24 protein-coding genes are annotated in these 22,164 nt (G+C 54.9%); 18 read left to right on the top strand and 6 right to left on the bottom strand.

All coding sequences use genetic code 11. The features are described 5' to 3' along the window. Nucleotides 1-148: 148 nt before the first annotated feature. Nucleotides 149-721 (bottom strand): hypothetical protein, encoded by a 573-nt coding sequence (locus XM38_RS24715; RefSeq protein WP_080805316.1) that lies wholly within the window; start codon nt 719-721, stop codon nt 149-151. Between the two features lie 112 nt (nt 722-833). Between XM38_RS24715 and XM38_RS24710 the strand changes: the two genes are divergently transcribed. After that, nucleotides 834-1,958 carry a THUMP domain-containing class I SAM-dependent RNA methyltransferase gene (locus tag XM38_RS24710; protein ID WP_080805372.1) on the top strand — a complete coding sequence of 375 codons (1,125 nt, stop codon included), beginning with the start codon at nt 834-836 and terminating at the stop codon, nt 1,956-1,958. Nucleotides 1,959-2,187: 229 nt separating this feature from the next. After that, a complete protein-coding gene (locus XM38_RS24705) occupies nt 2,188-3,450 on the top strand; it encodes a ribulose bisphosphate carboxylase small subunit (protein ID WP_080805374.1) in 1,263 nt (420 codons plus the stop codon). Nucleotides 3,451-3,622: 172 nt separating this feature from the next. On the opposite strand, the gene XM38_RS24700 is transcribed toward XM38_RS24705, so the two are convergent. Further along, nucleotides 3,623-4,219, bottom strand: coding sequence for a Uma2 family endonuclease (locus tag XM38_RS24700; RefSeq protein WP_080805319.1), 597 nt, complete (start codon nt 4,217-4,219; stop codon nt 3,623-3,625). A gap of 276 nt (nt 4,220-4,495) precedes the next feature. On the opposite strand from XM38_RS24700, the gene XM38_RS24695 reads away from it, so the two are divergent. Both XM38_RS24695 and XM38_RS24690 read left to right on the top strand, forming a co-directional pair. After that, nucleotides 4,496-4,747: a hypothetical protein gene (locus XM38_RS24695; RefSeq protein ID WP_080805321.1), complete on the top strand. Its 252-nt coding sequence runs from the start codon at nt 4,496-4,498 to the stop codon at nt 4,745-4,747. A 411-nt stretch (nt 4,748-5,158) separates the two neighbouring features. Beyond that, nucleotides 5,159-7,339, top strand: a complete 2,181-nt coding sequence (locus XM38_RS24690; protein ID WP_137455225.1) for a hypothetical protein — start codon at nt 5,159-5,161, stop codon at nt 7,337-7,339. A gap of 135 nt (nt 7,340-7,474) precedes the next feature. Here XM38_RS24690 and XM38_RS24685 read toward each other — a convergent pair whose 3' ends face one another. Further along, nucleotides 7,475-8,458, bottom strand: a complete 984-nt coding sequence (locus tag XM38_RS24685) for an aldo/keto reductase (protein WP_080805325.1) — start codon at nt 8,456-8,458, stop codon at nt 7,475-7,477. A gap of 323 nt (nt 8,459-8,781) precedes the next feature. Between XM38_RS24685 and XM38_RS24680 the strand changes: the two genes are divergently transcribed. The 7 genes from XM38_RS24680 (at nt 8,782) to XM38_RS24655 (ending at nt 11,207) form a co-directional block, all read left to right on the top strand. Continuing rightward, the gene (locus XM38_RS24680) at nt 8,782-9,177 is read left to right on the top strand and encodes a hypothetical protein (protein WP_088431376.1); all 396 of its coding nucleotides are present in this window, start codon (nt 8,782-8,784) and stop codon (nt 9,175-9,177) included. Between the two features lie 327 nt (nt 9,178-9,504). Next, nucleotides 9,505-9,675: a PIN domain-containing protein gene (locus XM38_RS26590; protein ID WP_202978965.1), complete on the top strand. Its 171-nt coding sequence runs from the start codon at nt 9,505-9,507 to the stop codon at nt 9,673-9,675. A 6-nt stretch (nt 9,676-9,681) separates the two neighbouring features. Continuing rightward, nucleotides 9,682-9,891 (top strand): PIN domain-containing protein, encoded by a 210-nt coding sequence (locus XM38_RS26585; protein WP_306441596.1) that lies wholly within the window; start codon nt 9,682-9,684, stop codon nt 9,889-9,891. A gap of 56 nt (nt 9,892-9,947) precedes the next feature. After that, nucleotides 9,948-10,184: a ribbon-helix-helix domain-containing protein gene (locus tag XM38_RS24670; RefSeq protein ID WP_080805329.1), complete on the top strand. Its 237-nt coding sequence runs from the start codon at nt 9,948-9,950 to the stop codon at nt 10,182-10,184. Nucleotides 10,185-10,241: 57 nt separating this feature from the next. Next, on the top strand, nt 10,242-10,508 hold the full coding sequence (locus XM38_RS24665; protein WP_080805376.1) for a hypothetical protein: 267 nt from the start codon (nt 10,242-10,244) through the stop codon (nt 10,506-10,508). Beyond that, a complete protein-coding gene (locus XM38_RS24660) occupies nt 10,493-10,906 on the top strand; it encodes a type II toxin-antitoxin system VapC family toxin (RefSeq protein WP_080805331.1) in 414 nt (137 codons plus the stop codon). The genes XM38_RS24665 and XM38_RS24660 overlap by 16 nt, the downstream gene beginning before the upstream one ends. Nucleotides 10,907-10,946: 40 nt before the next feature. Next, nucleotides 10,947-11,207: a hypothetical protein gene (locus XM38_RS24655; protein ID WP_080805333.1), complete on the top strand. Its 261-nt coding sequence runs from the start codon at nt 10,947-10,949 to the stop codon at nt 11,205-11,207. Between the two features lie 168 nt (nt 11,208-11,375). On the opposite strand, the gene XM38_RS24645 is transcribed toward XM38_RS24655, so the two are convergent. The 3 genes from XM38_RS24645 to XM38_RS24635 form a co-directional block, all read right to left on the bottom strand. Then, the gene (locus XM38_RS24645; RefSeq protein ID WP_080805335.1) at nt 11,376-12,317 is read right to left on the bottom strand and encodes a methyltransferase domain-containing protein; all 942 of its coding nucleotides are present in this window, start codon (nt 12,315-12,317) and stop codon (nt 11,376-11,378) included. Then, a complete protein-coding gene (locus tag XM38_RS24640) occupies nt 12,314-14,314 on the bottom strand; it encodes a right-handed parallel beta-helix repeat-containing protein (RefSeq protein WP_225889411.1) in 2,001 nt (666 codons plus the stop codon). Before XM38_RS24640 ends, XM38_RS24645 begins: the two co-directional genes overlap by 4 nt. A 203-nt stretch (nt 14,315-14,517) precedes the next feature. Then, entirely contained in the window at nt 14,518-18,027 is a 3,510-nt protein-coding gene (locus XM38_RS24635) for a WD40 domain-containing protein (protein WP_088431372.1), read from the bottom strand. 309 nt (nt 18,028-18,336) lie between these two features. Here XM38_RS24635 and XM38_RS24630 point away from each other — a divergent pair, with 309 nt between their 5' ends. The 7 genes from XM38_RS24630 (at nt 18,337) to XM38_RS24600 (ending at nt 22,154) form a co-directional block, all read left to right on the top strand. Beyond that, complete coding sequence (locus tag XM38_RS24630) at nt 18,337-18,633, top strand: hypothetical protein (RefSeq protein ID WP_080805340.1); 297 nt, start codon at nt 18,337-18,339, stop codon at nt 18,631-18,633. A gap of 44 nt (nt 18,634-18,677) precedes the next feature. Continuing rightward, on the top strand, nt 18,678-19,235 hold the full coding sequence (locus tag XM38_RS24625) for a GNAT family N-acetyltransferase (protein ID WP_080805342.1): 558 nt from the start codon (nt 18,678-18,680) through the stop codon (nt 19,233-19,235). A 109-nt stretch (nt 19,236-19,344) separates the two neighbouring features. Next, complete coding sequence (locus XM38_RS24620; RefSeq protein ID WP_187329535.1) at nt 19,345-19,599, top strand: hypothetical protein; 255 nt, start codon at nt 19,345-19,347, stop codon at nt 19,597-19,599. Nucleotides 19,600-19,666: 67 nt separating this feature from the next. Then, the gene (locus XM38_RS24615) at nt 19,667-20,131 is read left to right on the top strand and encodes a RidA family protein (protein WP_256995736.1); all 465 of its coding nucleotides are present in this window, start codon (nt 19,667-19,669) and stop codon (nt 20,129-20,131) included. 125 nt (nt 20,132-20,256) lie between these two features. Beyond that, nucleotides 20,257-20,979: a hypothetical protein gene (locus tag XM38_RS24610; RefSeq protein ID WP_137455224.1), complete on the top strand. Its 723-nt coding sequence runs from the start codon at nt 20,257-20,259 to the stop codon at nt 20,977-20,979. A gap of 165 nt (nt 20,980-21,144) precedes the next feature. Continuing rightward, a complete protein-coding gene (locus tag XM38_RS24605; RefSeq protein WP_225889410.1) occupies nt 21,145-21,621 on the top strand; it encodes a GNAT family N-acetyltransferase in 477 nt (158 codons plus the stop codon). Between the two features lie 62 nt (nt 21,622-21,683). Beyond that, a complete protein-coding gene (locus XM38_RS24600) occupies nt 21,684-22,154 on the top strand; it encodes a GNAT family N-acetyltransferase (protein WP_080805349.1) in 471 nt (156 codons plus the stop codon). The last annotated feature ends 10 nt before the right edge of the window (nt 22,155-22,164 follow it).

Here is a 22,164-nt window from a genome sequence, read left to right as displayed (position 1 = left end):
ACTCCTACCTCCCGCCACTTCGTCCCTTGGGCGATTGATAGAGTTGCCTGCCAGCCCATCAGAACAACCCTAAATTATCTCGCCAAAGCGAGCATCACAGACACTGCGGAATCCAGTCAGTCGATAGATAATAGCAGGCCATCGCCGTCTAAGCCCACACCGTGAAAACATAGACGAAATAGGCACCGTAGAGTAGGCCCACCAACCCCACACTCAGCCGCGCCGGCCAAGCCTCGTATCCTAGGGCCAACCAGATACTGAATACCAACACCATGAGAATTTCCAACCCGGTCACAATCTGACCGTAGTGGTTGGGATCCCAGTAAGACACCGGACTATGGAAGCGCCAGTCGGAGAAGGGAAAGAAATGGCGATGGGCATCGTGATGGTGCAGCGGCAAATCCCCCAGCACATGCAGGGCCATGCTGGAAAACAACAGCATCCCCAGTTTGGACCCGGCCCAGGCAGCGACCAGCCACCCCAGCAACATCAAGGGCAGGGAATTAAACAGGTCGATGAAATTTTGCCAGTGGGGCTGATGGTAGTTCTGGCGCCAGATCACCATCTCCGGAGTGCGCCGTATCACCTTCTCGATGAAGTAAAAGATAAACATGGGGGCATCGGGCAAGATGGCACCGATGATGACGGGCGTCAGCACCGGAGCAGCATCCTGACGGCCCAGGCAGAGCAGATTGATAATCACATGGGCCGGGGTGTTCATGGACGGTCATCACGAGTTTACTTAGGCATCATAGCGACTTTGTCTAGAGAACTGGAGGGTGCCGTGCCCTGAGCCGGTTTAATGGATAAAGGCGTGGATGAGCTGGAGCAGCATGGGGCAATATTTCGCTACGGTGGCGCGTGGTCTGGAGACGCTCGCCGCCGAAGAACTGGTGGCCTTGGGGGCCCATGGGGTAGAGCCCCAATTCTGCGGCGTTGCCTTCCAGGGACACGTGGAGCTGCTATACCGAGTGAATCTCTGGGCGCGGCTGCCTTTTCGGATTTTGGTGCACCTGGCTCAGGTCCCCTGCCAGGATGCCAAGGCCCTCTATCAGGGAATTCAGCGCCTGGACTGGTCGGCCCATCTGACCCCGGCCGAGACCCTGGCAGTGCGGGTGACGGGTAAAAACCGACAGCTCAATCACAGCCATTTCACCGCACTGCAGGTGAAAAATGCCATCGTCGATCAGCAGCGCCACTATTGGGGCCGGCGCTCCAGTGTCGATGTCCAGACTGCCGATGTGCAGGCGAATGTGCATATCCAGCGGCAGCAAGCTATTGTCAGCCTGGATAGCTCCGGTCGCAGTCTGCATCGCCGTGGCTATCGTCCTGCCGTGGGGGCAGCCCCGTTGAAGGAGTCTCTAGCAGCAGCTCTGGTACGATTGACGGGTTGGCAGGGCGATGTGCCCTTGCTCGATCCCCTCTGTGGTTCCGGCACCTTGCCTTTGGAGGCAGCTCTGCAGGCTCTGGATGTGGCCCCAGGATTGCTGGATAGCACTTTCGGCTTCCAACGCTGGCCCGATTTTGATGCCAACCTCTGGCAAGCCTTACTCCAGGAGGCCCAGGCCCGCCGTCGCCCGAGTCTACCGGTGCCGATACTGGGATGCGATCGCAACTCCGATGTCATCCGCCAGGCCCGCCACAATGCCCAAGCCTGTGGCTTAGCCGACCAGGTGCGGTTCTTCCAGCAAGCGTTAGCCACCCTAGACGCCCCAGCCGATCAGGGCATCATCCTCTGCAATCCTCCCTATGGGGAGCGGATGGGCCATCCAGCCGAGCTAGCGGACTTTTACAGGCTATTAGGGGACGTGCTGAAGCAGCGATTCAAGGGCTGGACTGCCTTTATCCTCAGCGGCAATAAGGAATTAGCCCGCCACATCGGTCTCAAATCGGCTCAGCGGTTTCCGGTGTACAATGGCTCCTTACCCTGCCAGTGGATGAAGTATGAGCTCTACTGACAGGCGATGGATGTGGTGCACAGGCAACCGCGTTCCCTAAACCTGGTGACTATCCTCTCGCTGCCAGGATTGTTGCCACTTATCATTGCCATTTGCGATCGCAACCCAGTCATCGCTGTTGCCGCTGCTATGGCTGAGGGATAATGAACTACGGCAGAGCCAAGAGCAAACGGCGCGGTTAAGCAACGGTCCCGATGCTGGGTCTGCCACCGACGATGCATCCAAATCCATGGCCTACTATATCTCTCCCCGCTTCCTCGATCGACTCGCCGTTCACATCACCAAGAACTACTTAGACCTGCCCCAGGTGAAACTGCCCCTGATCTTGGGCATCCACGGTCGCAAGGGCGAAGGCAAGACCTTCCAGTGCGAGCTGGTGTTTGAGCGCATGGGGGTAGAGGTGGTGCATGTCTCCGGCGGCGAGTTGGAAAGCCCTGACGCCGGCGATCCGGCCCGGTTGCTGCGGCTACGCTACCGGGAAGCCGCCGAATTGGTGCGGGTGCGGGGCAAGATGGCGGTGTTGATGATCAACGACCTCGATGCCGGGGCCGGTCGCTTCGACGCCCTCACCCAATACACCGTCAACACCCAGCTGGTGAACAACACCCTGATGAATATTGCCGACAACCCCACCAACGTGCAGTTGCCCGGCAGCTACGACGAGACCCCCCTGCAGCGCATTCCCATCGTCGTTACCGGTAACGACCTGGCCACCCTCTATGCGCCCCTGATTCGTGATGGCCGCATGGAGAAGTTTTACTGGGAACCCGATCGCAATGACCGCATCGGCATCGTCGGCGGCATCTTCGAGCCCGATGGCCTCAGCCAGCAGGACATCGTTACCCTGGTAGATACCTTCCCCGATCAGGCCATTGATTTTTTCGGGGCGTTGCGATCGCGCATCTACGACGAGCAAATCCGCGACTTTATCCATTCCGTCGGCGTTGATCAAGTGGCCCGCCAAGTGGTCAATACCAAGACCCCGCCCACCTTCCACAAACCCGATTTCAGCATTCAGCACTTGCTAGAGGTGGGCCACGACATGGTGCGGGAGCAAGGCCGGGTGCGAGATATGCAACTGGTGCGAGAGTATAACCAGGCCCTGCGGCAAGGAAGCCCGGAACCAGCACCTTCCCCCTCTGCGCAATCGTTTTATCGAGCCTATGAAGGAGTTGCCTCGGGCAATGGCAGCCAGCAGACTCCTTCCCAGCACCGAGCCTCCTCGACTCGGCTTGACCAAGACACCCTGAACCAAGTGCGGCAGTTACTCAACCAGGGCTATCGCATCGGCCTCGAGCACGTGGACGAACGGCGCTTTCGCATGAATTCTTGGAAGAGTTGCGCTACTTTGCAGACTGACAATAGCGATGAAGCAGCCATGGCCATGGAGCAATGCCTGCTAGATCATCCCCAAGAATATGTGCGCATGATTGGCATCGATCCCCAAAAAAAACAACGAGTTCTGGAGCAGATCATTCAACGCCCTCGCTAAACGGTCCAGAGCGGCTCATTTGTAGGGGGATACCCCCTTGGTATTTTCGAAAATAAAGGGCAATATTGAGATAGCAGTGCGTTGTCGGCTCCTTGTGTGAAAACTCTTCAACGCACTTTGGCTCTGGTCTGGGGGGACCAGAGCCATTTTTCATGGGCAAGGCTGGGGAAACTCAGTCAACCGCTTCGAAAATCTGCGCTGCCGTCACAGACCATGAACTATCTAATCGCTGCAATGCTGGAGATTGAATCTGAGCTTGTCCAGAAAACCGGCCAACCTCCTGGTAACTGCCAGATTCCAGCTGCAATACTGTGATCACCTTGTCTATCGGATCGATCAGCCAGTACTCCGGAATGCCTCGAGCCGCATATTGGCTACGCTTGCGATCATAATCGCGCTGGCGATTGCGCTCACCTAGAGACACCACCTCAACCACAAGCGACGGCGGCAGCATATCGAAGGTAATGGTCAAGCGCCTTTGGGTTAGTTCCAGATGCTCTGGTCGTAACACGACCAAATCAGGGTAACGATTAGCCGGATCACCGGATTGCAGGACAGCAACCTGCAACTCGCAGGCATGGGGCTGAATCAAGCGAAATGAGAGACCAGCATTGACGAGTTGCAAAAACAGATAATTAGCCAGGGATGTATTGGGTTCTGACTCCGGTGGCAACTCGATTAATCTCCCATCAATCAGTTGGTAGCGCTTATCGGTATCATCATCCCGGTTTAAGTACTGTTCAAACGTCAGTCGCTGGGCTGTAGTCATCGTTGACGTTCTCGAACGCGTTGATCTTATTGTGGCACTTCAGGTAATGGCTAAGCCCCAACCTAGCTGATGTAAGTCAAGCCCGAAAGCAAAGCCTCTTCACATGAGAGAAAATGTAGTTTGTGATACAGGTCACGGTGACTCCCAAGGGGAGTCACCAGCAGTAGCTGAAATTATCACCGATTTATAGAGAGGCAGGTCACTCCCTAATCCCGGAGTTCACGAGAGGATAAATCTTGTCTACACAAGACCTTTCCAAACAAGGAGCCCCCAATCATGCAACTCAAATCCCAAACCATTGCACTCTCTCTATTGACCGTGGCCGCCCTCGGTGTAGTTGCGGCCCCAGCAGCCTACGCTGAGAAGGTCGACTTCGACGAACTGCGCGAGGAAAACCTGGATAAGGACGCCGTCAACTTCGACATCCTGCGCCAGCGAAATCTGGAGAAATCCGAAAAGGTCGATTTCGACGAACTGCGCGAGGAAAACCTGGATAAGGACGCCGTCAACTTCGACATCCTGCGCTAAGCGCGACGAAGGTTAAGATGTCCTCGGGCGCTGTTACTACCCCCTAGGCAGTGCCTCGTTAATCACCCGCTAAGCCCTCGGCTGTCTTCGGCCGGGGGCTTAATCATGATTTTGTCTATTGAGCTACATGACATAGCTCTCATGGAACCAGAAGCCTAGGGATTCGCGTGAAGATACAGTACCCATCAAGTTGATAGCAGATGGATGGGATGTTTTTTAGGCGCAACTTCTCTGTCAATCGGCTCAGGAGGTTTGATCTGTTCTAACTGGCGGTAGCAGCTGCCCGACTAGAATTTGTATCTACGGCTACCGCGAGGTTAAGGTAGGCAAAACTGTCAGAGATTTCTGATCACGGAGAGCAATCCCTGTAGATCTAAATCCGTGGACAGTTATAGATGCTCACACCTCGTTATGAGACGTTGGACTAAATTTATCGCCCGGTTTTTCGTGGGCCTAATGGTGTTACTGGGGCTCAACTGGGGCCTGCAGGCATCGGCTCAGTTTCGCATCCCGGGCATTCCCGATATTCCTGTCGATGTTCCGGTGGAGGTACCAGGCCTAGAGGAGCTGCTGGCCAAAGAACCAGCCCTCGCCACCAGCCTAGAAGATGCCCAGCAAGAGATTCCCTTCCTAGATAATTACCATCCCAGCCAATACAAGGCTCTGCGGTTGCTATCCCTGAGCGATGGCCCTCTGGGCCGGTCTTTAGACCATCGCAACAGCTTTCAGGTCCAACCAGGAGACTACGCCTTCCACGCCCAAAGCTATTGCCTACGGGCTGGCACCCACGGCCCTGGCCGCGGTGACGGCTACCTCTATGCCCCTCTGAAGGGGAGCGCCGCCGATATTATTCAAAACGTGTTGCGGCGCTCAGTCGATCATCCTGAAATTCGCCAGGAACAGGTGCAAGTGCTGCTTTGGGCCATCATTGCCCAGACCGATTTAGCGTCCCTGCCGCCGGAGCGGGCGCAGGTAGCCAGGACCCTACTCACCGACACCGAATTCAACCGCCTCAGCAGTGGTGCCCTGGGGCAAATTCCCGACGAGCTGTTGCAGCGGGCCCTGCGAGAACTACCACCAGTGGCCCAGCAGGTCTTCGAAGCCAAGGCCCGCATCCGCAGCACCATTACCCAGGCCAACAGCACTTTCGAAGATCTAGAGCGCATTGCCGTGCTGCTAGGGGAGGCCCCGCTGGGCGAAAACAGCCGGGAAGTCCCGGCCCAGCGCTGGTCCTACCATCCCGATGGCTACTTCGTGCGATATTCCCCGTCGGGGTATTCCCAGACAGAAATGCACGTCTCCGTACCGGAGCCGATTCAGCTGACCCGGGACAGCCAGGGCCGCATCACTACCCTGACTGACCGCAGCGGCAACCGCATTGACATCCAGTATGACGACAGCCTTGCCCCACTGACCGTTGCTGGGGATGACGGCGTTAGCGGCTACGCCATTCGCTCAGTTCGCCTACGCCGTGATGAACTATTGCCACCGGAAGAGATTCTCTCTTTTGATCGAACCTGGAGCGATCAAGGCTGGACCCTGGTGGGCGTGCCCAGCGGTGATGGTCGCCCCCAGGCCAGCGGACGCTATGGTGATGCCGCCACTCGCTATCGGCAGGCGACTCGCTATCAACGGCAGCAGGCCAGCGTCTTCAATCAAGTAGACATTGCTTCCAATACAGCGGCACTACAGGACTTGGCCGATATCTACCACTTAACGCAGGCCCTGGAACCGGTAATTGCTCCCCCAGCAAACAGCTGGCAAGCCGATCAGCTCACCCTGCTCACCCGAGCCTGGCAGTATCAGCTCTGTCGCTATGCCGGTGCCTGTAGCGCCGTTGCCAGCCGGTCTCGCGACACCCTCTTGGCCTCCGCCCAAGGCATTTACCTGGCCCAGGCCAACCAGAGCATGCCCGGTAATGATGGCACGCCGATCGACCCTTCTGGGGGGGCCGCGGTGCCTGGTAACACTAGTAAACAGCGTCTGGGCGCATCCAATCGTCCCATCCCCGAAGATCAGATCCCGCCCGAGGAAGATCCTCAGTGCCAACAGGTGGCCCAGGAACTGGCAGGACTGAAGCGCAATCAGGATGCCTTCCACAATGAGTTAATTAAGCAATCGGCTCGCAGAAACGGCCTCGATAATGGCTATGACTATAACCGGCTAGTCAAGGAGTATATTGCTCAGCAGCGGGCTCAGGGGGACGACTTTGACTATAGTACCGACAATCAACGGGCCGCCGTAACAGCGGCTCAGGAGGCTGTTGCTGGTTCCAGTGACACGGGCGGCAGTGCTCTACCAGTACCGGCTTATACCGATGCCGACACCTGTGAAATCAAACACGATCAAACCCGAGAAGAGTTTGTGGCCGCAGGTAAACCTGGCGTGATCTATGACGCCTATGTGGCCCATGAACAAGTGCACCAACGCACCTGTAATCAGAATCGGGACCCGGATGGGGACGGCACGGTAGACAATCCCGATGGCTATACAGACCACATGGCTAATATCGATAATTACAGCCAGGATGAGCTCGACGCCTATCAGGCGTCTATCGATCGGTTGCAACGATGGTTAGATGAACACTGCTAGCTGGCGAGTAGCGTAGGGTGGGAACTGCCTGAGTCTGTTTGAGGCGTGTTGAGGCAAGCCTTGACGGCAATGCCCACCTTAGTTGCTATTTGACTAGGCCCTCTGACCAAGGCCAAGAACCTAAACAGCGTTAGTTTATGTCCAGGCTCGATAGAACGTGGTCTCCGGCCAGTCTGCCGCCGTGCGTTGGGCGATGGCAGCCATGGTGGCTTCATCTAGGGGCTGAAACTGACGTACCGCCATCACATTCTGCTCCAACTGGGCCGCATCTTCCGCAGCGACCACGCAGGACCGCACCCCCGGCACCGACAGACTATAGCCCAGGGCTTGATCAAAGCCCTCCAGGCGACCCGGTTGCAACAGCTTGCCCCAGGCTGGCACCTTCATAGCAATAACACCCAGGTTTTGCTCTCGGGCCAGGGGCATCACCGTGGTGATAAAGGACTGGGGATGGTGGATTTCAGCCGCATTGACTGGGATCAAGGTGGTGTCGAAGCGGTAACGGCGTAATCCTTCCATAATCACAGCTGGGTCATGGTGGCCGGTAATGCCCGTCAATCGAATCAGCCCCTGCTCCTTCGCCTCTTGGACGGCATGAATTGCTCCCTGGGGACCAAAGATTTCCTCGGTTTCGGCGGGTAGAGAGACATGATGGAGTTGCCACAGATCTAGGTAGTCTGTGTTCAGCCGTTGCAAAGAGCGCTCCAATTCTCGCCAGGCTCCATCTCGGTCTCGCGCTGCAGTTTTGCTGGCAATAAACACCTGATCTCGATAGGGGGGCAGCACCCGGCCTAAGTTCTCTTCACTAGGACCATAGTCTGCTGCCGTATCGAAGTAACGAATCCCCAGCTTTAGGGCAGCATCCACCAGAGCTTCGGCTTCTTGTGATCGCCCCTCCTGGGACAAGGGCGTGCGTCCAGCCCCCCCCAGGCCGAAGATGGGCAAGACCACATTGGTACTTCCTAGGGAACGCTGGGGGATGGGCTCCGTCTGCGGCAGCGGTGTATCGGTAGCGTTGGATTTACCGTGGAGCTGGCTTACGGCTCGACCGCCGATGATGCTACCAGCGACCGCCGCCCCAGCCAGGAAGAAATTCCGTCGTGTTTGTTTGCCCACCATGGTTTTTCTGGCGTTGCCATCGCCCCAGAAGCTGCAGTGGTTCCATTGTAGCCGGGGTGCTCAGCTGCCAGAATAACTCCTAGAAATATCCTGGTTGACCAAGGTTGCGGTATTCCTGGCGGACTCTAGAATCGTCATTAGACCACTGCCAGGATGAACGGCTCCCCCTACCCAATACAACCGATCAACGACGTCCGAGCAAAGTAGTTCATTAGGATCATTTACGATGTTCTCAACTCGGGCCAACGAGACAGCGTCAAATGGAGCAGACCCTAGGAATGCAACCTGCCTGTCCTAAATAGTGATGGGATAAACGCAAGACTTTGAGCGACTGGATACTCTCGCATGTTCTTGAGCTAACTTACAACTCCTGGGATCTGCAACCCTTTGCCCAAGACTGCGGCTACGAAGGTCCCCCCTCCAAATGGAATGAAAACCGCCGCTTGCTACTCCGCTGCGAACTCGACGCCGCCTACTTCCATCTCTACGGCATCCAGCGCGACGACGTTGACTACATCATGGAAACCTTCCCTATCGTCAAACGCAAAGACGAAAAAGCCCACGGCCACTACCGCACCAAAGACACCATCCGCCAAATCTACGACGCCATGGCCACTGCCATCGCCAGCGGCCAACCCTACCAAACCCTCCTCGACCCACTCCCCACCGGCCCGAGTGTAGCGCATCCGCCGAGGGAGTCGGGAGTCGGAAGTCCGTGAGTAGCGAGTACGTGCTAATAGATAGTTGAAATTGTTTTGCCTAGAACATAGCCCCGGAGACAAACCATGCCCGAATTTGAGCAACTGAGAGACGATATTTCTACTCTGCCTGCCATAGCCCAACAGCTCGTGGTAGATTTCGTCGCCTTCCTGAAGCAGCGCTATTCCTCACCCGAGCCTACAACCCACCAACTCTCAACCTCGAAGACGAACCCTTTGTCGGCATGTGGAGCGTTTGCGAAGCATCTCTGAAGGAGACTCGCCCCGAAATGGCAGATAGCACTGCATGGGTAAGGCAAATTCGTCAACAACACTGGCGCAGTTGATATGGCTCAAATTCTGGTCGATACAGACATTCTCATTGATGTCGCCAACAACGATACGATCGCCATAGAGCGCCTGGCTAACGAGAGCCAAGCCTCTACCCTGACCGTTTCTATCATCACCGTCATGGAGCTAACTGTCCGATGCCGCAACAAAACCGAACTACAGGCCTAACGCTGCCTGGCTCAATTTCAAGTGCTGACGCTAACTAGCCAGAGCAGTGAGATTGCCACCCAACTGCTTCAAGAGTATTTCCTCAGCCACGGTCTTCTAATCGCTGACGCTCTGATTGCTGCAGCCGCGATCGGCAATGAAATTCCTTTACTCAGCAAAAACCAGAGCGACTTCCGCTTTATCCAGCAGCTTTATCCAGCAGCTCGATCTGCTTAGATACCCTTCATTACTCTTTCCAGTTTTTGAAATGCCAACAACTTAGAGATAAGCCTATGGATATTGTTACCCAAATTGACGACAACCACGCAAAAAAGCTGGCTTACATTCAACAGCACACCAATCAAGACCTGTCTGAAATCTTGAACCAGGCCATTGACCTATACTACGAGCAGCTTAACCCACCCTCCAAATCTCCTCTGGAGGTGCTGCAAGAAGACGGCTTAGTGGGCTGCTTCGAGGGCGATTCTGACCTATCGAGCAACTACAAACTCGGTCTTTGGTCCCGTTGAAATTGCTACCGACGATGTCATTGTTTGAATTCCAAAGTTACCTTATTTACGACCACCATGCAAACCTTAAGACTTCGAGCCCACGTTAACCCTGATGGCAGCGTCCAGCTTCAAATGCCTGAGCAACTAGCTAACCAGGACATCGAACTCATCCTGGTGTACCAACCCGTTGACTCATTCGATCAGCCCGCCGAGCCTGCTACTGCCGAAGAGGATCCGCTAATTGGGCTTTTCTCTGGTTCTCCAGATCTGTCCACCCAGGCCAAAACCATCCTCGAACAAGACATCACCCCAGACTCCGGGTTCACATGGAAGCAGTCTTAGCGGATAGTGGCTTTGTTGTTGCCCTGGTCAACAAAGCAGACCCCAGACACGTTGAGGTAAGAGCGGTTTACCTACAATTTCCTCAAATTTTGCTGCCCCAAGTCGTGCTCGTAGAAGTTGCCTATCTGGTAGGCCGTGACGTAGGCATACCAACCGTCGTCGCCTTTTTGAAAGGTATCCCTGCCAGTCGCTTTGTCCTTACCGCATCCACCGACCCGGACATCGCCAGAGCCGCCAATATCGTAGAGCAGTATCTCGACAGCAAAGTTGACTTTGTCGATTCCACCATTATGGCAATGGCCGAACGATTAGCCATCACAACCATCTTGACCATTGACCAACGAGACTTCCGAATCTTTCGACCCAGCCACTGCGAGAGTTTCAGATTACTCCCCTAGCGATAACCCTAAGAAGTAGCTTCTTCAAAGCCCTTGATCCATGCCCGAATTTGAGCAACTGAGAGACGACATTTCTACCCTGCCTGCCACAGCCCAACAGCTCGTAGTAGATTTCGTTGCCTTCCTGAAACAGCGCTATTCCTCATCAGAGCCCACAACCCACCAACCCCTCAACATCGAAAACGAATCCTTTATCAGTATGTGGAGCGTTTGCGAAGCATCTCTGAAGGAGACTCGCCCCGCAATGGCAGATAGCACTGCATGGGTAAGGCAAATTCGTCAACAACACTGGCGCAGTTGATATGGCTCAAATTCTGGTCGATACAGACATTCTCATTGATGTCGCCAACGACGGCACAACAGCCATTTCGCTGATGCTCTGATTGCTGCAACCGCGATCAAAAATCAAATTCCCCTACTCAGCAAAAACCAGAGCAACTTTCGCTTCATCCAGCGGCTTGATGTGATATCACCGTTGAGCCCGCACGGCCCGAAACATGCCGAAGCGGCATAGGCCGCTGCCAAAGGCTAGGCGCATCAGCAACAGGGTAGGCACTTCCCGCAGGGATTTCACCAATCCTGACGGCCCAAATTTGATCAATCCCTGGGGCCGGACGATGCCTTGCCAGATGGAGTCTAACCAGGAAGGTAGGGTGGCCTGGGTCCAATCTGCCGTTTCCACCGAACCAGCTACCAGGCCGGTGGCTTCTAGGTGTTCGGCAAAGCCTTCAATGCTGGCGAAGGCCGGATGGGACCATTGATCGAGCAGTTGCCTCATGACCAGAGGCTCCCAACCGGTTAGGGGCCGTTGCCGATCGTCCCGTTGGTTCCAGTCGGCCGCTACTAGTATCCCGCCGGGTTTCAGCACCCGCAGTAATTCCTTGGCGAATACTGCCTTGTCGGGCATGTGGGGCCCCGCCTCGATGGACCAGACCACGTCAAAGCTGCCGTCGGGGAAGGACAGGGCCATGGCATCGTCTACCTGGAACCTGGCATCTAGATCGGGCGGGGTGAGCTGCTGAGCCCGTTCCACCTGTTGGGGACTGATGGTCACCCCCAAGACGGAGAAACCGTAGTCTCGGGCCAGGATACGGCTACTGCCGCCGATGCCACAGCCCACATCTAAGACCGTCGTGCCTTTAGGCAGTTGATCCAAGCGGCCCCAACGGACCATTTCGTGGACGAAGTCGGCTTTAGCCCGAAGAAAGTCTTTGCGACGCGGCGGATCCCCGTAGTGACCCAGGTGAATATGGTCGCCCCAGTAAAATTCCAAAATGCCATCGCTAGTCCACTGATCGTAGGAGCTGGCGACGGTGTCGGCGGACCGGTAGCGGCGGGCCGTGAGCAGATAGCTGGTCACTCCGACGGCCACAAGCACCAGCAGGATAGTGAGGACAAGGAATACAGTCATTCAGGAACGTCATGGTTCTTAACATTGCCTCCATTGTATAGAGTCTTGGCCAGATAGCTGCTGTATTCATCTACTGGCCACAGCGGCCAATGTACCGAACCGTCAGCAGGCCAGGTTTGAAAGGGCCCTGGAAAGGGTAGAGAGTTGTCGATGGGATTGCCGAAGAAGTCGGAACTGGGGAGAGGCAGGGATGGAATCGGCAAACGGGACATCACGGAAACATCTTCCAGATCAAGCGAGGGCGTGAACGTCCGGAGTGCGATCGCACCTTTCTCGACAGCACCGTTGACGACCTCACCCGCTGCAATGGGTGGGGCAACACTGTGACGATCATTGCCAGTAACCACGCGCCACCAAGGCAATGAAAAGGATAACCGTTCTTGCCAGGCATCATAGTTAGGGGCTTCCTGCTCGGGCAACTCGCCGCGGGCAAACGCCTCACGCAGGGTGTTGACCAGTTGCGATCGCTGCCCATGGTCGGGACGATAGTTCCAGACAAACCGGTGAGGTTCCTGTCCCTCCCACTGCCAAGCCGTGCCACCAATGAAGAGATTATAGTCAGAGACGTTATCGATATCAGGGGCGGCCGGATACGGGAGACTAATATGCCCCCGATAATTGTCTACAAACACATTCCCCAAGATACGCTGCCCTCGCGTGGCCACTTCTTCTGTCGTCCCATCCGCTCGACGGAACTGGCGGTCAGTCACCGTCCGCATATAAACGCCAAAATGAGCATTTCCCTGGAGCCAGTTGTGGGCCACGGTGACACCGCTGGCATCGTGGGTATAGATGCCTTCCCCTAACCTGGTAAACGCGACAATATTATTGTCCACCAGGGCCGGGCCACCTCCCATTTCCACAAAAATACCGGCTCCCTGGTTATTCAAGACAAGATTGCGGCTGATGCGGGCATCGCGGTAGACGTTATCAACCCAAATACCAAAGGATTCGTTATTACGAATGACATTACCGATGATCTGTCCATTGACGAATTCGTGAACCTTGATACCCCCTGTTTCTGGCGCCGTAAAGCCTAGCCGATTGTTGCGCTCAATCACATTATGGGCAATCAGAGACGCGGTTTGTTTCCAGCCCGCAACGCCCAAAGCACCGTTATCGGTGATCTGGTTGTAACGGATGATGTGATAACCTACCCCCTCAGGAATGGGTTGTTCTAACCCATCGATGTCATATCGTCCTTCACTGCCACAATCGAGACCGATGCTTTTGGCGTAACGAATCGTGTTGTGTTCGATCACCCAATGGTGGCCGGAACGGGGACTTAAAATGCCGGCTTGGGGGGATTGACTGCGCCAGAAACCGCTAGGAAACGGATTCGCACCGTGCTCCATAATAAAACCACGGACATGGATGTACCCTAATCCCCGTATTGTCGGGGCAAATACTGCCCGGCGGGTACTGATTTCGAGAAACGGTGGCTTTGATGCCGGATAGGCCCGTGGCAAATGTACAGACACGCGCCGGGTCTCACTATCAAACAACCAACTTCCGGATTGGGCCTGCAGAGTTTGCCTATCTAAAATCTGCTGCAGCGGTTGACTCTGAAAGAAAACCTGGGCGCGTAAATATCCCGCTGGCATCCGTTCCAAGGGTTCCGTAAAGGGGTCAACCCGAGAAAATAGATGCTCGGGGACAACACCGTCCCAATAGGGGGTAGGTTTATTTAGACCGGCTGCTGTACCGACGGGATGTGCTGACCAAACCTCAGACCCCCGCAGAATTACGGTTTCTCCAGGTGCCGCTTCGTAGACGATGGGGTTATTTTCCTCACCCCCGCGTAAAGGAATCACCCGCTCCCGATAGATCCCGGCATGGACACGAATGGTATCTCCCGGATGAGCTCGCTGGGCCGCCGCGTTGATGGTGCGCAAGGGCCGTGCTGCTGTGCCCAGATTGTTGTCGTTCGCCAGGGGATGTTGCTGGGCAACAACCAGTAGATGAGATGAATTAGCCCGAATCAACGCCGTAGGCATTCCCCACAGACCAACTGCCAGGAGAGCACAGAGAAGGACGAGAAAACCTCTAAACCGCATGTTGCGTTCTAACCGTGTGGATTTACGAAGAGCAAGCGTTGTTATTGTCTAGCATGGAATATTTGCCCTGCTTGGGAGCGCCCATGTACTGCTTCCATCCAGCAGCATTAGCAGCAGCAAGAATACCGACTACGTCCGGCATACTAAGGGTCAGTCGCTCCTAGCGATCGCAGGTTGGCCTTTTGGGCTTCAGTCAATCCGGTGACTTCGGTAATCTTCATGCCTTCGTAGAGGCGTTTGGCCCTCAAGGTTTTGAAGCACTCTCCCGTCTCAGAATTCCAGAACCGTATCGTTTCATCGAGGCTGCAGGTCGCTAACCACTCACCCTCTGGCCCCCAGCGTACGGCTTTGACTCGGTTCGTGTGGCCTTCCAATACCAGGCGACAGTCCCGGTTGTACACATCCCAGAGCCGCACTGTGCGATCTTGGGAGCAGGTGGCTAATAGAGGTCCGTTCGGATGCCAGGACACCGCCACGACCCATGCTGAATGACCGCCGAACGTATGCAGACATTTTCCCGTTTCGACATCCCACAATTTGGTAGTCTGGTCGTGAGCAACACTCGCTAAGACTTTCCCGTCAGGACTGAAAGCCACTGAAAGCACCGAGTTTATATGCCCTGTAAGGGACCGCAAGCAGGCTCCCGAACTGACCTCCCACAAGCAGATGAGCCCATCCTGTTGCCCGGTGGCTAAAATCTGTCCGTTAGGGTGCCAGTCGGCAGTGGCGACCAAAATGCCCAGCTTCAAGATTTGTAGACAGTCCTGGGTCTGCGCCTGCCAGATGTTGACAACGCCATCGAGTGAGGTGCTGGCCAATCGTTGTCCGTCGGGATGCCAGGCTACCGACAGCACCACATTTTCATGTCCGGTATACACGCTCAGGCACTCGTCGCTGTGGATATCCCAGAGTCGCACCGTGCAATCTTGAGAGGCGCTGGCTAACACCTGATCGTCCGGGCTGAGAGCAATTGAACTCACCAGACCGGTATGGCCCTGCATCTTCCGGATGCAACTGCCTGTATCTAAGTCCCACACATGCAGTACACCGTTTTGATGGTCAGAAATCAGCTGCTGACCGCTACGGCTAATGACGATGTCCCAAACCGATAAGCTGTAGCCTTGCCAGGTTTGCAAACAATCACCATTAGCACTGTGCCAAAGTTTGACTGTTTGATCTTCACCACAGCTCGCCAGGAGACGACCGTCAGGACTATAGGCCACAGCCCAAATATTACCCCCATGGCCTGACAGAGTTTTGGTAAGCTGGCCCGTTTCGACGCTCCAAAGCCTTAAGGTTGAGTCTAGGGAAGCGCCTGCCAGCGTTTTGCCATCAGGGCTAAAGGCCAACCACCAAACCATGATGGAAGTATTGTTATGAAGCTGACGACCAGTTGCCGTAGCCAAATCCCAAAGCATGACTGTGCCATCTTGGGCCGTGCTGGCGATCCCTTTCCCATCGGGGCTAAATACTAGAAGCCAGATGGTGTTGTCGTGACCGGGCAATACGTTGAGCAGAGTGTTGCCCTCGGCATCCCAAATGGAAATTGTGTTCCCCCGACCAGAACATGCCAGCCGGTCTCCTGTTGGACGGCGGGCGACGGAAAATCCAGTCACTTGGGTCGGTATGGTCTTAATGGGTTCACCAGTAGCAACATTCCAAAAATGCAACGCTGGTTCATTGCTGACACTAACCAGTTGGGTACCGTCGGTGGACCAAGCAATGCCGTTGGTAATCGTGGCGTGTCGAAAAGTGTGTTGACATCGTCCAGTCGACACCTCCCAAACCTTTGCCGTGTAGTCATGGGAACCGCTGGCCAACCATTTGCCATCGGGACTAAAGGCAATTTGATAGATCCAGGCTGAGTGTGCCGGAATAACATTGATGATCTCACCATTGGGCATTTGCCGTATATAGAGCTTGCCTTCAAATTCTCCGCAGGCGAGCAAACGACCATCGGGACTGAAAGCTATCGCTGAAACAGTCGCAAACGCTTCAGCAAAGAGCGTTTTACTAAAATCAGCCTGACTAAAATTGGTATTGCACAATTCCGCCTGCTGCAAACAGGCGTGGCTAATTCTCAGCCCCGAAAAGTCAAATCCCGACAGATTGAGTCCGAGCTGAAGGCAAAGATTGATCAGGTTTCCACTCCCATACCCAGATTGGGTGGTTTCCGTCTGACGTAAGGCTGTCAGTATCCTGAGGATTTGCTGCTCTAAACTGGCGATTGCCGCAAAGGTGCGCCGAAATTCTTGAGCAATGGGTGCCAGGATGAGTCGAGTCTGGCTATCTCGGACATACTCTGCCACAGTCGTTTTTAGCAACGCATGGCTGATGAATAGATTGAGTTCTGGAGTAGTCAGTTCTGCCACGATGTTTTCGATGAGGCGATCGCACACATACTCCATAACCACCGGCTGCTGGGTGTAGCGACCACCCTGCCGCTCAATCAGGCTCCGGCGACAGAGGGCTTCCAACCCCTCTAGCAAGCGATAGGGGGATACCGGAGGGACGATATCATCCTGCAAGGTGTCGACCGTTGTCCAATCCCGATTAATGGCCAACCAGTACATCAGCGTCTGCTCCAGGGATGAGAGGCGCTCAAACTGCTGATCAAGGAGATGGCGCACCCCGTTGAACAGCACCGTTCCCTGAGCCAGGAAGGTCGCAATGTCACCGTTGAACAGGTCTTGAATCGAGGTTGCCACAATCTTGAGGGCCAGGGGATTGCCGCCATAGGTCTCGATCAGCTGATGGCGCAGATCGCGGTTTTCCGGCAACCCCTTGGCGGTGAGAATGGCATCGGCTTCAGCTTGCAAACCCGCTAGGGTGAGCGATCGCACGGGTAATTCTACCCCCTCGCGGCTGGCTAACACCGAGGGCTTTTCGCGGCTGGTCAGCACCATGCAGCTTTGATGGGAAGCATCGCCCACGAGCTGAAACAGCTGCTCATAGTCTTCATAGCCAGGACGAAAGCGGCCGATGGACTGAGGCTGCAAAAGGGCTTCCAAATTATCCAGAATCAGCAGGCAGCGAGTCGTCTGCAGGTAGGGTAGCAGGTGGGGCAGCGCGGGCTGGGTCGCTTGCTGTTGAGACACCAGCGGCACCAGTTGCGTCAGTAAGGTTTCCAGAGGGGGAGCGTTGCGGAGACTGCGCCAGATGACGATGTCGAAGCCTGACTGCACCTGCTGGGCCAATGTCACCCCCAGGACAGTTTTGCCAATACCCCCCATACCCAGCAAAGCCACCAGGCGACATCGAGCTTCTACACTCCACTGCTGCAGAATGTCTAACTCAGCCTGGCGACCGACAAAGAAGCTCACATCAGGCGCTTCGCCCCAATCTTGTTGTGCAGCCTGAGCAGGTGTAGCCACAGCTGGCGGGATAGCTTGGTCATGGTGGCGCTTGAGGGCTTGTTGAAAGTTGGTTTTGCTAACTTTTTCACCCAGGGCTGCAGAGAGCGATCGCCAGAGCTTAGGGCCGATATCCCGTTTCAGGTAGTTGATCGAATAGCCCGCTGACTCAGCAATTTCTTCATAGGTTTGATCGGCGATCGCACCCAACAAAATCGCGGTTTCTACATCAGAAAGATACCGCTGTTCGTAGGCAAACAGAACAACATTGGCCGTTTCAAGAATCTGTTCTGGGTCCATGGAATTGGCTGATAAGAGGCTCCTACCTTACTTTTCCATACCTGGGCAACAAAACCCATACCTTTCCCACAACGACAGTGACGATAGCGAGCGACTAACGTTGAATCTACCAGGCGGAGAGTTGGGGAAATTCAGGATTCCTAAATCCAACTTGATTCGAACAGCGTGAAGCCAACGTCTTCCCTAGACATTCTCTTTTAACAGAGATGATGTGAGCCCGGGAATCTAATCTCTACGATTGGTTTTCTGGCTTTCCAGGACTGTCCTCATCCCAGCTGCTCGTCTCCAGCAACACTAGGAGTGTTTTCCATGAATAACCAATCCAGCACTTATGAACAACTAGAGTTATTGCCCGTCGGTAGCTTCTCAACTCACCCGCCGTCTAAAGTCGCTCAAGGACTGAAAACGGTGATGGGTCGACTGCTACGGTTCTTTGCTCCAGACAATACGCCCAAAGTTCACACGGTTCGAGCTCGCAAGGGTGAAATCTGGTTTGATGCCTACGATCCGGTTACTCAGCAGCGACTCAAAAACCGTTCTGAAGAGGCTCTGCGGATCTGGTTGGAGCAGCGCTATAACGCTCACTCTCGGCAAGATCCGCACTGAGTTTTCCTAACTTCAAGTTGCTCACATATCATCAGCAGCCATCAATGACGCCATCTGCTTATCGGATTCGGAAAGCTAACCGGGTTGATGTTGCCGACTTGCCTGCGATCGAGCGGCGAGCCGCACAGCAATTTCTCGACCAATTAGAAGCCACCGGGCTGACGGTAGACAGCTTAAACCACGTCAACTCAGTTGCGGATTTAGCGCTAGCTTGCCAAGCCGGGAGGTTGTGGGTTGCGGAGACGGCGATCGGTGAACCGGTCGGATTCGCGCTGGTGCTCGACTTCGATGAGTACGCCCACTTGGATGAACTCTCGGTGGTGCCAGAGCATGGGCAGCGGGGCGTGGGTTCTGCACTGCTGCGTCAAGTTTGCGAATGGGCCACGGCTGCTGGTTACAGAGCGGTCACCTTAAGGACGTTCCGCGATGTCCCTTGGAACGCGCCCTTCTATCAGCGTCGAGGATTTTGTATCATCATCGATTCGGCTAAATTGACGCCACGCCATGTTGAGCTGGAACAAGCCGAACAGCAGCGTGGACTGCGTCCCGACCGACGAGTCGCGATGATCTATCCAACCTCTACTGCTCAGTCGAACGATTGATGTCATTGAGTTACTGATGTCTCTATTCCCTGCTCAGCCACTGATAGAAACTGCTTGCCTGCAAATCCGTCGGTTCGTCCCAGAGGATCGGGAGCCGTTCATCCAGTTTATGACCGATCGCGAGTCCACCCGGTTTCTCACCTTTGGGGAAGACCAGAAAAGTCGCGAGGGCGCTATTGAACTCTTTGAGACGACGATCGCATCCTATGGCAGCGAACAACCCATTCGACTGCCGCTCAAGGCAACGTTGGGTTTAGCAGGACTTACGCTGTTGAATCCGATTTTAGTTCCCTGGCCTCCAAACCTGGGGGCGGTTAGACTTAATATCTTCTCGGTTCTCCGGATCTTCTCGATTTGTTTTTAGGCTGCTCAAAACACCTGACTTCTGCAGCTCTCGTACTGGCGTTGCCATCCCTGAGCAGGCGATTCAATTGTTGCTTGGCTATGACTCAATCGACTGGAAAGACTTGTTCAAGTTCTCCCTATTTATCTCGAAGAAGGTTTTTATGAATACTCTTGAAATCCAGGCAGGACTAGCTGTCACCCCTGGTTACCAATACGCTCAGCCGGTTGGCAATCAGCTATTTGTTGCCGGGCAGGTACCTCATGGTATTGAGGGCAATTTAGTCGGCATTGGCAGTCCCCACGCCCAGGCCAGTCAGTGCCTAAAAAACCTGCGCACCTTGATGAATTTGTATGGGTTTAGCGATCGCGACATTCGGCAACTAAAAATATACGTGGTTGGTGACCATGCAAATCTTACCAATGCGTGGCAGGCTGTTGCAGAGTGGTTTGATAACGCTGTGCCGCCTGCAACGCTGCTAGGAGTTTTTCTGCTGGGCCATGAAAACCAGCTAGTAGAAATTGACGCGACGATTGTCAGGATAGAGAGTTAATCGCCATTGTACGCCTGCCTTGCCGAAATGCTGAATTAAATCGCAAGAGCCTGAATCAATATGCTTGAAAAATGTCACTCATGCGGGGCAGAAACCCCTTTATCGACAACGGGTGTGGAGATAGTTTGGCCGAGGCATGGGCCGCCCATGTATTGCCCCACAGTCCCATAACTGAACTGGTGTCCGGGTTGTGGCACGTTATCGGGGTGCTGAGGCCGACGCCCAGGGAGATGGTAATTTATCGACTCCCCGATGGATGTTTGCTAATTCATAGCGCGATCGCCCTAGATGAGGCTAGCCTGAAACACCTGGAATCTCTCGGGACTCCGACCATCATGATCGTGCCGAACCGCATCCATCGGATTGACGCGGCCATCTACAAACGCCGTTATCCCCAGTTAGCGGTAGTAGCTCCAGCCGTCGCTAAGCCCTATGTGGAAGAAGTAGTGGCGGTCGATGCGATCGCGGAAGAATGGCTGCCTGATTACGGCATTATTTGCCACACCCCAAACGGCATTCGTCCCCAGGAACTGGTATATGAACTCCCCCTGACGACGGGCAAGGCGTTGCTGTTCACCGATATCCTGTTCAACCTGACCGATGCTTACCTGGAAGCGCATGCGCCCCGGAGCAAGTGGCTCCTGCGCTGGCTTGGGGCCGGTAACCAATTCGGCATTACTGCTCTGGGTCAGCGGTTCTTCATGACCGACAAAGCGGCTTATCGTCAATGGTTGCAGACTTTGGCTGATACGGTGTCGTCTTTACGGGTGATTTCCGTGGCTCATGGCGCACCGATTACCAAAGACTGCTCAGAGCAGTTACGCTCAGCGGCCAATCGTTTGGCCTAGAGCGCTTGAGGGCTGAGATTTGATGATCCGTCGGAAGCCGAAATCATTGAGCAGCAGGGCGATCGCCGCTGTGAGCGATCGCCTTTTCGATGGAGGTATGAGCTTGACGCTATCTCCCACAGTTATCTACACAGTAAAACCCATCAAAAATTCATGGATTACACGATGCGTCCTTTGACCGCTGGAGATGAGCCGATAGTGTGGGAAATGCTGCGGTATGCCGCTCACGAATCCTCTTTGGAGGCTCTACAACACCCCCTGCTGGCTCGCTATACCACGGGGTGGGGGCGTCCGGGAGATGTGGGCTATGGGGCATGGCGAGCCGCCACCCCGATTGGTGCTGCCTGGTTACGGCTTTGGTCAGGGGGTGACAAAGGATTTGGCTATATCCGCGATGACATTCCTGAGTTGTCGATCGGTGTTGCCCCCGACTATCGCGGGCAGGGCGTTGGCACGCGTCTGCTCACCCAACTGTTAGCCGCTGCCAAGGGAGCCTTCCCCGCCGTGAGTCTGAGTGTGCGCGGTGATAACCCTGCGGTGCGTCTATATTCGCGAGTCGGCTTTGTGCCGGTCTCCGGCAGCGAAATTCTCAACCGCACCGGCAGCGAATCGTTCAATATGATTTGCGCGCTAGAAGTTTGATGACTAAGGATTGTGAGTCGCACACGGCACCCAAAAAATACGTTCTTGAATGGAGATAAATCATGTTAGTTCGAGTCGCTCAATCAACCGATATTGAAATGATGTTTGATATCCGCACCAGTGTTACCGAAAACCACCAATCGCGCGAAGAGATTGCTGAGCTGGGCATCACGCCGGAGTCCATTGCCGCAACGCTGGCGACAGACTGCTGTGCTTGGATCGCGGAACTGGCGGGACAATCGGTGGGGTTTGCGATCGCCAACGCCACTGAAGCCACGATTTTCGGTATCTTTGTGCTTCCCAAGTTTGAAGGTCAAGGCGCGGGACGAGCCCTCATGCAAGCCGCCGAGACCTGGCTATGGTCTCAGGGACTCGACGAAATTTGGCTCCTGACAGGAAATGATCCATCGCTCAGAGCGTATGGTTTTTACCAACACCTGGATTGGCTACTGACGGAGGTTGTGGCGGAGGGGGAGTATGCCGGAGAAGCGAAGTTCACCAAGCGCCGCCAACCGTGCGAACTTGCCAGTTAGGGGTGGACAA

This window comes from Halomicronema hongdechloris C2206 (genome assembly GCF_002075285.3).
GTDB lineage: Bacteria > Cyanobacteriota > Cyanobacteriia > Phormidesmidales > Phormidesmidaceae > Halomicronema_B > Halomicronema_B hongdechloris.
Note: the sequence above shows the minus strand (reverse complement) of the source record. Positions and strands in the feature narration are given on the sequence as shown.